We start from the raw sequence: 11,166 nt of genomic DNA, 5'->3' as shown, positions 1-11,166 counted from the left end.
GCATGATTTTGAGCATGAACATGTCGCATTGGTTAAATGGCTGAAAGGCGAGAAGTTTCAAGCACACCGTCACTTTGGTGGTGAAGAAATTTTTGTGTTATCGGGGGAGTGTAGAGCGAGCTTTGTCTGGCAACTACGAGCTTAAAGCTGGGGCTGTTTTCAATGAAGCTTGGCGAGCAACCATCCAGCACTTTTTATCCTTTTCTCCCGCTATTATTGTATTGCTTTTTGTCCAGTTAGGTATTTTCTATATCGCGTTACAACTACAGCTGGGTGATCTGACCGTTATTCTTGATGCATTTGAGAATCCAGAATCATTCACTAACGATATTGTGTCTTCTATTTATGTCGCGAACTTTAGTTATGAGGTGATCAGTGCCCCAATTTATGCAGGGATCAGCTTGATGGCCATGAGCCATATCGCGGGCCTAAAGACTAAGTTGCGCCATGTAGGTAAAGGGCTGCAGTTTACGATTCCCGTGATCCTAGCAACGCTGATGAGCCTAATGCTGCAAGGCGTAGTTGGTATGATCTTCCCTCTACTGTCCCTGTATCTTTCTTTAGCGTTTAGTCACTCTATCTTGTTGATTTGTGAAAAAAGAGTGCCACCAATGCAGGCGCTATTGTTATCACTTCGCGCTATTAACAAGAAGATTTTTGTCGTCGCAGGGCTTTACTTAGGCGTGATGTTGATGTTTATTATCGCTGCGATGTTCTACGGTATTGGCTTGATTTTTGTGTTGCCATTCTTCTTTCATTTGAAAGGCATACTCTACCGCGAAATGTTTGGAATTAAGCTCAAGATCGTTGCAACACAGAAAAACGACAATGATCACGATGGTAACTCACAGGTGTTTGATGCCTAATTCTTTAAAATCAATAAGTTTACGAGTGGCGGCTACCTGTATAGCCGCCACTTTCATTTCTATTGGACCGTATTTACACTACGAGCAACAGTTTAAATATGTTGAGAATCCTGATGTGCTGTCCGGGACAATTAAGCATGTCGATTTGTCTCATTTGCCACACATTGGTGATWTCCCTGACTTCAACGCAATAAAAGACACCAAAGAGAAAAAAGCGGCGTTTTTTGATTTTTTAAGGCCTAAAATAGCACTTGAGAATCAACGAATTCGTCATGAACGAGCGTTTCTTACTTCTTTAAAGGTGGGACAAATCACTCAAGAGCAAGAAGAGTACGCTCAGCGACTAGCGGCTCTGTATTCTTTGCCTTTGAGCGACAACAAAGTCGATCACGCGTGGTTGGGTGAAATGCTTGTGCGAGTGAATGTCTTACCAGAAGCGCTGGTTCTAACTCAAGCAGCAAATGAATCTGCGTGGGGCACTTCTCGTTTTGCCACTCAAGCGAACAACTTGTTCGGCCAATGGTGTTATAAAAAGGGTTGTGGAATTGTTCCTGCGCAACGTGGCGCAGGCAAAGCTCATGAAGTTGAAAAATTCGATTCTGTACAGCAGTCGGTTCATGGCTACTTTATGAATGTTAATCGAAACCCAGCGTATGCTGAACTGCGTGAAATCAGAGCTTCTCTAGCCGAAAAGAACAAAGACCTGTTATCGGTCGCAACGGCGTCAGAGTTAACTCATGGATTGCTAGCATATTCTGAACGTGGCATTGCTTATGTACACGATCTTCGCGCTATGATTCGTCATAATAACGCCTACTGGACACAATAAAATAACGGATAAAATGAAAAAGTTAAGCCTAAGTCTATTGGGAAGTGCGGCGCTAATTCTTGTATCGCCAATAACCCAAGCTCAAGAGTACATGTTCACGTACTCAAAGTTATACACCCAACTCAAAAACAACAATAAAGAAGGGCATGACAACGTGAAAGTTGGCGTCTTCTTTGTGGACGCAAAAACTAAGCAAATTTGTACAATAGAAAAAGCTTGGATGGAAAAAGAAGAGCACTATGAAGAGTTTGTTATCCCTGCTTCACAAGAGTTGCCTCTGCCAGTCGATAAAAACTTAAAGTCAGCGAATCCGTTGGTTTTTGTCGATACTCCAAAAGATACTCGCTGCGATTACTCACTTGTCGTGATGACCAAAGAACCATTACAGGGTAACGTTTCTTACGAGCAACTTAAGCCTCTTCTACCTCAAATGCAGACGATGCTGGAAGATTTAGGCGGTATGTTTGCGGGTTGGTTTACACCTGAAGTTCAAGGTGTGACGATGGAGTTTGCAAATCAACTGAATGATAAAGTGATTTTCTCGAACGGAACCGAAAAGCCAATTGTCAATGGCAAGATTCAAGTCGCACTAAGTGAAATAGGGCAAGGTGGCACAATGACACTGCCAGAACCGACGATGCGAGTGCTACCTTATCTGCCTAACGCAAAGAAGTGAACACTGAGAGTTTAGAAAGGGCTGCAATTGCGGCTCTTTTTTCATTTGTGACGGTAACTAAGCTACCTTTCGTGTCCTTTTCTTAATGTCTCAATAAGACAAGCATTTAATCCTGCGTAAAAAGCTCGTATAATCCACGCCCCAAAGAAACCCATGTTAGGAAGTCCTAGTCGATTTATCGGCGATGTGAGAGCCCGCAATGAACCAAATAGATACAAGAAAAGAAACCCTAGAATTCAACAAGCTTCAGAAACGCCTGAGAAGACATGTTGGAAATGCCATTACTGATTACAACATGATCGAAGAAGGCGATGTTGTGATGGCATGTATTAGCGGTGGTAAAGATTCATTCGCGATGCTTGATATCCTGTTGAATCTTCAAAAAGCTGCACCAATCAAATTTGAAGTGGTTGCAGTAAACTTAGACCAAAAACAACCGGGCTTCCCTGAGCATATTCTGCCTGAGTATTTCGAAACACTGAATATCCCTTACTACATCGTAGATAAGGACACGTATTCAGTCGTAAAAGAGAAAGTGCCAGAAGGCAAAACCACTTGTGGTCTGTGTTCGCGCCTGCGACGTGGTACGCTGTATTCATTTGCAGAGAAGATTGGTGCAACTAAGCTTGCGCTAGGTCATCACATGGATGACATCGTCGAAACAATGTTCTTGAATATGTTCCACGGCTCTCGCCTTAAAGCGATGCCACCAAAACTACGCTCTGATGATGGTCGTAACGTGGTCATTCGTCCATTAACTTACTGTCGTGAAAAAGATCTGATCAAATACGCTGAGCACAAGGATTTCCCAATTATTCCGTGTAACCTTTGTGGCTCTCAAGAGAACCTTCAGCGTCAATCTATAAAAGCAATGTTGATTGAATGGGATAAGAAGACGCCAGGGCGTGTGGAAGCGATTTTTAAATCAATTCAAAACGTAAGCCCAAGCCAACTAGCAGACCGCGAATTGTTCGACTTTGTTAACTTACCGCTAGATCGTGAAGGTAACCGCGAAGAGTATGAATTTAATGAGGCTGTCGTTTCTTCGACGAATATTGATGAATCAATGTTCATCGATGTTACGAACATCTAACGCGTAAAAAAGGAGGTCAATTAGACCTCCTTTTTTGTATTCAACGCTTTAACTGTCCCCAAACAAAAATCCCCCTTTATTAGGGGGATTTATTAGCGTCTGTTTGAAAGCGCTCAATATAGCAATGCTACAAAGAGATTAGGTTGCTGTGTTTGGATCAAGAGGACTAATGTAGCCTTTTGGTTTTAGAGCCAATACATCGCAATTTATTTTATCGATCACGTGCTCAGCTGTATTACCAATAAAGACAGCAGAAAGCCCGGTTCGCCCTGTGGTGCCTAAAATAACCATTGCAGCATTCAAGCGCTCTGCTGCTGCTGGAATGACATCTTCAGGTAAGCCTTGCTCAACAATCGTTTGCTCTTCATCAAGGCCGTGTTTTTGGCGTAATGCTTTCATCGCAGTTAAGTGATGACCTCGAACGGCATCGGTATAAGTCGTTGGATCAAACTCAGGAAGTTCAATGGTAATGTTCGCCGGTGTAACGGGATACGCATTAACAAGGTATGGTTTGGCATCCAGTCGGGTGGTGACTTCTTTTAGTCGCTCGACCATGGCATCGTTGAGATCAATATGAGTTGGATTTTCAGAGCCTACGTGCACCGAGGCAAGAATGCTTGCTTGTTCTGGCCAATCTGCATTTTTAATCAGAAGTACTGGGATAGGGCATTTACGTAACAAGTGCCAATCGGTCGGAGTGAAAATCACAGATTCTAACACGTCGTGCTTACGTGTGCCTTTAATGACTAGGTCATGGCTGCCTGCATAGACCTCAGCGATAATTGCTTCGTAAGGACGGTTGTGCCAGACGACACATACATCAAAGTCGAAGCCATCGTTTAGATAAGGTTGAGCAATTTTACGCATCCACTGCTCACGTTGATGGATAACACCTCGACGCATAGCATCTCTTTCATCCACTGATAGCATTGACGTCATGTCATAAGAGAAATCGTAAATGGATAAAAAGAAAGTGATTCGGCTTCTAGATACACTTTTTTGAGCTAATTGAACAGCTCTTGCAAGTGCGGGCTGCTCATCATTATTGATGTCAGCTACAACAAGGATCTTACTGTATATACTCATAACTAAGCCCACTTCTATTGCAAAACCAGATACTGAATATAAATTAAATCAGTATTTTGGAGTACTCACCGTACATTTTTACTGTAGCTTAGTTTGGGTAACTTTTTGAGGACTTTCGAAAGGAATTTATGAGAAATATGATGTAGCTCATTTTCGAGCTACATCAATAATTGGGGTGTATTATTCTTTAGTTACACCAGCAAGTTCCATCAATGCATCGTGGTCTAAGATAGTGATATATTTACCTTTTACACTTAGGATCTCGGATTTCTGGAAACGACCCAACAAGCGACTGATTGTTTCCACTGTAAGACCAAGATAGTTACCAATATCACCACGAGTCATCGTTAAACGAAACTCTCTAGGGCTGAAGCCACGTTGAGAAAAACGAGTTGATAGGTTGTATAGGAAAGCCGCTAGACGTTCTTCTGCATTCTTTTTAGAAAGAAGCAAAATCATTTCCTGATCACCTTTAATTTCGTTACTCATCAAACGCATAATTTGCTGGCGAAGCTTAGGCATTTTACCTGATAGGTCGTCTAAAATTTCGTATGGGATTTCACATACCATCGACGTTTCAAGCGCTTGAGCAAAGCTAGGGTGGGAGTCACCTGTAATGGCATCGAAACCAACTAGGTCTCCGGCCAAGTGAAACGCTGTGATTTGCTCATCACCTTGCTCTGTGATCGTATAGCTCTTGATGGTACCAGAGCGGATAGCGTACAGAGATTTTAGCTCGTCACCAGCCTTAAAAAGCTCTTGTCCTTTTTGGATAGGCTTCTTACGTTCGATGATTTGGTCAAGCTGATCAAGTTCTGCCTCATTCAGAGTGAACGGGATACACAGCTGACTAATGCTACAATCTTGGCAATGAATGGCGCAACCGCCTGATTGGATACGCTTTGTTGCAGGTTTTTCAGAAATCATAACAACCTTTCACTATTTGATATACATCAATATTTTAGCATCGCTTAATCCTAAAGGGTAGCAAAAATGTCACCTCAATAGAGTTTAACGTTATATGAAACCGAGCAACTCCATGGCTCCTACAGCAGTGTACGAACCATACCCAATAAGGATTAATGCTGAAATATTTCTAAATATTAACGACTTTTGTAATTTCTGAAAATGGTTGGCACCATATCCAATAATAAGCATTGCCGGAAGTGTTCCGAGGCCAAACGCGAGCATAATAAGACCACCGTTTATTGCGCTGCCTGAAACCGCCGACCAAGTTAGCGCAGAATAAACCAAGCCGCATGGTAACCAGCCCCAAATGAAGCCAAATGGTAAAGCATGAAGAGGGTGCTTTAATGGCAACAAACGCTTACCAGCAGGTGAGATAAAGCGCCAAATGTGCTGTCCTAACTTTTCTATTAACAGTAAACCTTGCCACCATCTAGAAATATAAAGCGCAACCAGAATCATGAACAGTGCGGCAATCAGCCTTAACCAAGCAAGAGAATGCGTTAATCCACTTAGCTCAGATAAACCTGATATTGCTCCGCCTACTAATGCACCGATTACGGCATAGCTGCTCAATCGCCCTAGGTTGTAGAAGAGTGGAATAAGGGGGGAGCTTTTACTTGTAGAAGAGCCCATGGTAAGCAGAGACGCGATACCACCACACATTCCCATGCAATGACCGGCCCCGACGAGGCCGATCATCAAAGCACCAATAAAGTCAGGAGTCATAAAGGTTGCTATTTTTTATCACTATTAGATTTGTCTTCTTCATCAAGAAGAATGTTATGTCCTTGTCGTTCTAGATCTTCAAACTGATCACTTCTTACTGCCCAAAGAAAAACGGCAACAGCAACACAAACGAGAACGATAGCGATGGGAATCAATATATAAAGACTTTCCATGTTTGCTTTCTCTACTTATTTCTCTTTGAGCAGGCGCAAAGAGTTAGATACAACGATAATTGAGCTTGCAGACATGCCAACTACTGCAATGTAGGGAGCCACTAAACCAGCGACAGCTAAAGGCAAAATTAACAGGTTGTAACCCAAAGACCAAGCCAAGTTTTCTCGAATAATCTTTCTTGTACGCAGTGCAAGCAAACGTGCCTCTAGTAGCTTTTCGAGATTATCCCCAAGTAACGTCATATCTGCAGATGCTTTAGCGACATCCGTACCACCGCCCATTGCAACAGAAAGATGAGCTCCGGCGAGAGTAGGTGCGTCATTGATGCCATCGCCAACCATCATTGTGATACTGTCTTCATCAAGACTCTTAAGGTACGCGAGTTTGTCTTCTGGTTTTGCTGACGCAACGACGTGATCGATACCAATTTCATTCGCTACAGGTCGAGCGTTTGAGAGAGAGTCACCTGTTAGCAGCGTTGTCTTAATTCCAGCGTCAGCAAAACGTTGAACAAAGGCTTTGCTTTCTTTTCGGATAGGGTCGCGGTAGTAAAAGCTAGCGACATGCTCGCCATCAACTGAAAGATAGACCGCATGGCTTTCATCGCTTTCCTTGCCTTGAACAAAAACCGCACTGCCTATCTTAACGATTTTGCCATTCCAGATCCCCTCAATCCCTGAACCAATCACGTTTTGCACTTCATACACAACAAAGTCGTCATTGGCGTAACTTGCAAAAGAGCGAGCGATAGGATGGTTTGCATGAGCTTCTAATGCTGCGGCTAGAGAGAGACAATCTTCTTTTGGAAGATCACTCAACACTTTTGTATCGCAGATCTCAATATCGCCTTTCGTCAGAGTACCTGTTTTATCTACAACTAAGTGGTTGATCTTACATAGCGTCTCGAACACATGACCTTTACGAAGCAAAATGCCAAAGTTTCCCATACGAGAGGTAGCACAAGTTAGAGCAGTTGGAGTCGCAAGAGATAGGGCACATGGACAGGTGGCTACCAACACGGATAGCATGATCCAAAACGCATCATCTGGTTTTGTTTGATGCCAGTACAACCAAGTACCAGCAGAAATAATAAGAATCGCTCCAACAAAGTAACGAGCAACAACGTCTGCAATTTCTGCGATTTTAGGTTTGGAGTGTTGAGCTTCATCTTGTAAACGCACGATATTGGAAATCATTGAGTCAGCTTTGGAACTCATGACCTCTAGCTCAAATGACTCATCACCGTTTAATGTTCCTGCATAAACCGCATCGCCTTCTCGTTTCACCACGTGGACGGATTCACCCGTTAGCATGGATTCATCAATATGAATACGACCCGAAATAACTTTGCCGTCAGCTGGGATATGTTCGCCAGGAAGGACGCGAATACGATCTCCAACTTTAAGAGTTTTCACTGGTATTTGCTCGCCATCCAACGTTGTGGCGATCGCTGGGATTAACTTTAATAGGTTACCACTCGCCGCAGCAGCTTTGCGACGTGCTCGCATCTCTAAAAATCGTCCAACCAATAGGAAGAAAGTGAACATTGAAATCGATTCGAAGAAGACTTCGCCCTGTTCTGTAACGGTTGCTATTAAGCTGGCCACATAGGCAAAAATAAGTGCAATCGAGACAGGCACATCCATACCGAGGGTTCGGCCTTTGATGCTTCGCCACGCATTTAAGTAAAACGGAAGAGCAGAGTAGAGTAGGACTGGCGTAGCAAAGATCAAACTTACCCAACGAAAGTAATTTTTAAACTCCGGCTCTAGGTCACCAAAAACTTCTAGATACAATGCGACGGCTAGCATCATAACTTGCATGGTAGCTAAACCAGCAATACCTAATCTGTATAAGTATTGCTTCATCATTCGATGATAAGAGGCCTCTTGCTTATCAGCTTCAAATGGTGCGGCTTTATAACCCAGTTTATGAATGACAGATAGGAGTTCACTTAATCGCACCTGAGTTTTATCCCAGGCCAGTAACGCGCGGTTAGTGGTTGTATTCACGCGGATAGACACTAACCCAGCCGTATTAGAGACTTGCTTTTCGATTAACCACGCACAAGCTGCACATGACACGCCTTCTAAAGAAAGAGTTACTTCAGAGACATTTTCACGATTTCGCACAAATTCTGATTGTACATCTTCATTATCATAATGAATTAAAGCTTGGAGTTGCTCTGGTACTAAATCTGCTTTTTCCGCAGGCGCAGTTCTATATTGATAGTAAGATACTAAGCCGCTGTCTACGATGGTTTGAGCAACCGTCTCGCAGCCAGGACAACACATCTTGCGGGATTCACCGAGTATATCAACTTTAAAATCCGTGTTGGCTGGTACATCTTCACCACAGTGATAACAGGATTCACACATATGCTTACTTCATTAACGGTGTTGACGAGGCTGGAAATTCAACTTTACCTTGGATCATCCATTGTTGGTCATGTGGTTGTAGTTCGACAAACCAAGGGCCTTGAATAGATTCTTCTGCCGTTAGGCGGTAATTACCAGATGCATCCGCCGTAACGAGCTTTGTAAAGTCACGATCAGGAAGAGTACGATGAGTGAAAGTGGCCGTTAGAGCAGGGTAATGAGATAGCTTCCCTTTAGCGAAAACAATCACAACATTGTTATTTTTAGAGGAAATCTCAGCGTTAAGACCTAGGTCACGAGCGACATTCATTTTACTAATGTCTATGTTAATGCCTTTGCCTTTTTTATAGTAATCCTCGGCGACTAAAGAAACAGAGTTGTTCGAGAAAACGACCACAGTAATCACAGTCCAAACTACGACAGTAAGAGGAAGGATGATTAGGAACCACGGCCAAAATTGTTTATACCAAGGCTTTACCATAAAAAAGTTCTCAACAGCTAAATGAAAAAATGTAAGGCGTTAAATTTAAAGGAAAGACAGCCCCTATGAAAGGGGCTGTTATTGCTATGTTACTTAATATCTCAGTTACTTACTCTCTGAGTTACTTAAGCTCCAGACATAAGAGGCAACGAGCTGAACTTTATCTTCACCCAAAATGTCTTTCCACGCGGGCATTACACCTGAGCGGCCGTTCATTACGGTTTCGGTTACAGCTGCACGAGAGTCGCCAAATAGCCAATCTTGGTCTGTAAGATCAGGTGCACCGACTGCAGGGTTACCCTTACCATCAGTACCGTGACAAGCTGCACATACGACGAAACGTGCTTTACCTGCCGCTGCTTCACGAGCATTCACTTTACGACCAGATAGGCTAAGTGTGTAGCTTACAACTTCTTGCACACCTTGCTCACCAAGCGCATCTTTCCATGCTGGCATTTGACCAATACGGCCATGCATGATGGTTGTTACGATTGCAGCTGGTTCACCGCCGTATAGCCATGCATCATCAGTTAGGTTAGGAAAACCTTTCTGACCACGAGCATCAGAGCCGTGACATTGAGAACAGTTTTGCAAAAACAAACGTTGGCCAACTTTCAATGCTTCAGGATCTTGCGCAATTTCAGGTATTGGGCGCAAACCACTATCATTGTGCGCAAGTTTACGGAATGCTTCGCCGAAATATGCATCTGCGTCATCCAGTTCTTTTGCGTATTGGTTTAGTTGCTTGTTCTCTTGTGCTTTAGCGATGGCTTCTTTTGACTCTTCCAGTGAACGCACTGTTTGAGCAGAACTCTGCCAATTTAAAAAGCCCTTGAAGCTACCTAGACCTGGAAATAGGGCTAGATAAACTGCTGCAAACACAAATGTACTTACAAACAGATAAGTCCACCACTTTGGTAGAGGGTTGTTTAGCTCGCGAATACCATCGTACTCGTGGCCCATGTCTTCCCCTTCCTCGACGCCCATTTTATCTTTAGCGCACCAAGTTAGGAGAATCGCACAGCCTACCAGCGTACCGACAGTAATCACGATAATCCAGAGACTCCAGAATGTAGTCATTACTTCTTCACTCCTTGGTTATTTGGGGTCGTTTGTTCTTCGTCAGCAAACACCAAGTTGGCATCTTCTTCAAAGCGTGCTTTACGCTTTTTACTAAATGCCCACCATACGATGCCGATAAAACTAGCGAAGAGTACAACGGTATAAATACTATGAATTGTACCGAAATCCATATGATCCCCTTACTTCATTGCATGACCAAGAGACTGAAGGTAAGCGATGATTGCATCCATCTCTGTTTTACCTTCTACTTCTTTAGCCGAATTCGCGATCTCTTCATCAGTGTATGGAACACCGAACTGATCACGAAATAGCTCAAGTTTCTTCTGAGTTAGCTTACCGTCTAAAACGTTTTCAGCTAACCACGGGAAACCTGGCATGTTTGACTCAGGCACAAGCTCACGAGGATCTAGTAGGTGAACGCGGTGCCATTCATCAGAATAACGACCACCAACACGAGCTAAATCCGGACCTGTACGCTTAGAGCCCCAAAGGAATGGGTGTTCCCAAACACTCTCACCAGCAACAGAGTAGTGACCGTAACGTTCAGTCTCTGAGCGGAAAGGGCGAACCATCTGGCTGTGACAAACGTTACAACCTTCACGGATGTAGATGTCACGACCTTCCATCTCCAGAGGAGTGTAAGCACGCAGATTCTCTACAGGTTCAGTCGTTTGCTTTTGGAAAATCAGAGGAGTGATCTCTACAAGAGCACCCCAGCTGATAGCAAACACGATAAAAATAGCCAACAAACCGACATTACGTTCTAAGATTTCGTGGCGATTATTAGAATTATTACTCATTCTTA

General features: G+C 43.3%; 13 protein-coding genes and 1 pseudogene. 5 read left to right on the top strand and 9 right to left on the bottom strand.

The genetic code is table 11. The features are described from left to right. The 5 genes and pseudogenes from R2S67_RS16270 to ttcA form a co-directional block, all read left to right on the top strand. Positions 1-115, top strand: a pseudogene (locus tag R2S67_RS16270) (cupin domain-containing protein); the annotation flags it as partial. Beyond that, on the top strand, positions 75-866 hold the full coding sequence (locus R2S67_RS16265; RefSeq protein WP_317345724.1) for a hypothetical protein: 792 nt from the start codon (positions 75-77) through the stop codon (positions 864-866). The pseudogene R2S67_RS16270 and the gene R2S67_RS16265, both read left to right, overlap by 41 nt. After that, positions 859-1,695 carry a glucosaminidase domain-containing protein gene (locus tag R2S67_RS16260; protein WP_317345723.1) on the top strand — a complete coding sequence of 279 codons (837 nt, stop codon included), beginning with the start codon at positions 859-861 and terminating at the stop codon, positions 1,693-1,695. Before R2S67_RS16265 ends, R2S67_RS16260 begins: the two co-directional genes overlap by 8 nt. A gap of 13 nt (positions 1,696-1,708) precedes the next feature. Next, positions 1,709-2,371, top strand: a complete 663-nt coding sequence (locus tag R2S67_RS16255; RefSeq protein ID WP_053807421.1) for a DUF2987 domain-containing protein — start codon at positions 1,709-1,711, stop codon at positions 2,369-2,371. Positions 2,372-2,570: 199 nt separating this feature from the next. After that, positions 2,571-3,464 carry a tRNA 2-thiocytidine(32) synthetase TtcA gene (gene ttcA, locus R2S67_RS16250; protein WP_005377502.1) on the top strand — a complete coding sequence of 298 codons (894 nt, stop codon included), beginning with the start codon at positions 2,571-2,573 and terminating at the stop codon, positions 3,462-3,464. 138 nt (positions 3,465-3,602) lie between these two features. On the opposite strand, the gene uspE is transcribed toward ttcA, so the two are convergent. From uspE to ccoO, 9 genes are all read right to left on the bottom strand, one after another. Then, positions 3,603-4,550 carry a universal stress protein UspE gene (gene uspE, locus R2S67_RS16245; protein WP_053807422.1) on the bottom strand — a complete coding sequence of 316 codons (948 nt, stop codon included), beginning with the start codon at positions 4,548-4,550 and terminating at the stop codon, positions 3,603-3,605. A gap of 180 nt (positions 4,551-4,730) precedes the next feature. Continuing rightward, positions 4,731-5,477 carry an FNR family transcription factor gene (locus R2S67_RS16240; protein ID WP_005377497.1) on the bottom strand — a complete coding sequence of 249 codons (747 nt, stop codon included), beginning with the start codon at positions 5,475-5,477 and terminating at the stop codon, positions 4,731-4,733. 90 nt (positions 5,478-5,567) lie between these two features. After that, positions 5,568-6,245 (bottom strand): sulfite exporter TauE/SafE family protein, encoded by a 678-nt coding sequence (locus R2S67_RS16235; RefSeq protein ID WP_317345721.1) that lies wholly within the window; start codon positions 6,243-6,245, stop codon positions 5,568-5,570. Between the two features lie 8 nt (positions 6,246-6,253). Beyond that, positions 6,254-6,418 (bottom strand): cbb3-type cytochrome oxidase assembly protein CcoS, encoded by a 165-nt coding sequence (ccoS, locus tag R2S67_RS16230; RefSeq protein WP_012841826.1) that lies wholly within the window; start codon positions 6,416-6,418, stop codon positions 6,254-6,256. A 15-nt stretch (positions 6,419-6,433) separates the two neighbouring features. Continuing rightward, positions 6,434-8,797 (bottom strand): heavy metal translocating P-type ATPase, encoded by a 2,364-nt coding sequence (locus tag R2S67_RS16225; RefSeq protein WP_074190131.1) that lies wholly within the window; start codon positions 8,795-8,797, stop codon positions 6,434-6,436. A 4-nt stretch (positions 8,798-8,801) separates the two neighbouring features. Further along, positions 8,802-9,278 (bottom strand): FixH family protein, encoded by a 477-nt coding sequence (locus R2S67_RS16220; protein WP_048626394.1) that lies wholly within the window; start codon positions 9,276-9,278, stop codon positions 8,802-8,804. Positions 9,279-9,383: 105 nt separating this feature from the next. After that, entirely contained in the window at positions 9,384-10,358 is a 975-nt protein-coding gene (gene ccoP / locus R2S67_RS16215) for a cytochrome-c oxidase, cbb3-type subunit III (protein ID WP_005396485.1), read from the bottom strand. Further along, entirely contained in the window at positions 10,358-10,531 is a 174-nt protein-coding gene (locus tag R2S67_RS16210; protein ID WP_005396487.1) for a cbb3-type cytochrome oxidase subunit 3, read from the bottom strand. The genes ccoP and R2S67_RS16210 overlap by 1 nt, the downstream gene beginning before the upstream one ends. 9 nt (positions 10,532-10,540) lie before the next feature. Beyond that, complete coding sequence (ccoO, locus tag R2S67_RS16205) at positions 10,541-11,161, bottom strand: cytochrome-c oxidase, cbb3-type subunit II (RefSeq protein WP_005377475.1); 621 nt, start codon at positions 11,159-11,161, stop codon at positions 10,541-10,543. Between the last annotated feature and the right edge of the window lie 5 nt (positions 11,162-11,166).

This window comes from Vibrio sp. T13N (genome assembly GCF_032970445.1).
In the GTDB taxonomy this organism is placed as follows: Bacteria; Pseudomonadota; Gammaproteobacteria; order Enterobacterales; family Vibrionaceae; genus Vibrio; species Vibrio diabolicus.
This window is presented reverse-complemented; position numbering and strand designations above follow the sequence as displayed.

Excerpts from the sequence above, each read along its gene's own strand:
- uspE (WP_053807422.1), bottom strand. The coding sequence starts at position 4,550 with ATGAGTATATACAGTAAGATCCTTGTTGTAGCTGACATCAATAATGAT.
- ccoP (WP_005396485.1), bottom strand. The coding sequence starts at position 10,358 with ATGACTACATTCTGGAGTCTCTGGATTATCGTGATTACTGTCGGTACG.
- R2S67_RS16220 (WP_048626394.1), bottom strand. The coding sequence starts at position 9,278 with ATGGTAAAGCCTTGGTATAAACAATTTTGGCCGTGGTTCCTAATCATC.
- R2S67_RS16225 (WP_074190131.1), bottom strand. The coding sequence starts at position 8,797 with ATGTGTGAATCCTGTTATCACTGTGGTGAAGATGTACCAGCCAACACG.
- R2S67_RS16235 (WP_317345721.1), bottom strand. The coding sequence starts at position 6,245 with ATGACTCCTGACTTTATTGGTGCTTTGATGATCGGCCTCGTCGGGGCC.
- ccoS (WP_012841826.1), bottom strand. The coding sequence starts at position 6,418 with ATGGAAAGTCTTTATATATTGATTCCCATCGCTATCGTTCTCGTTTGT.
- ttcA (WP_005377502.1), top strand. The coding sequence starts at position 2,571 with ATGAACCAAATAGATACAAGAAAAGAAACCCTAGAATTCAACAAGCTT.
- R2S67_RS16255 (WP_053807421.1), top strand. The coding sequence starts at position 1,709 with ATGAAAAAGTTAAGCCTAAGTCTATTGGGAAGTGCGGCGCTAATTCTT.
- R2S67_RS16240 (WP_005377497.1), bottom strand. The coding sequence starts at position 5,477 with ATGATTTCTGAAAAACCTGCAACAAAGCGTATCCAATCAGGCGGTTGC.
- ccoO (WP_005377475.1), bottom strand. The coding sequence starts at position 11,161 with ATGAGTAATAATTCTAATAATCGCCACGAAATCTTAGAACGTAATGTC.
- R2S67_RS16210 (WP_005396487.1), bottom strand. The coding sequence starts at position 10,531 with ATGGATTTCGGTACAATTCATAGTATTTATACCGTTGTACTCTTCGCT.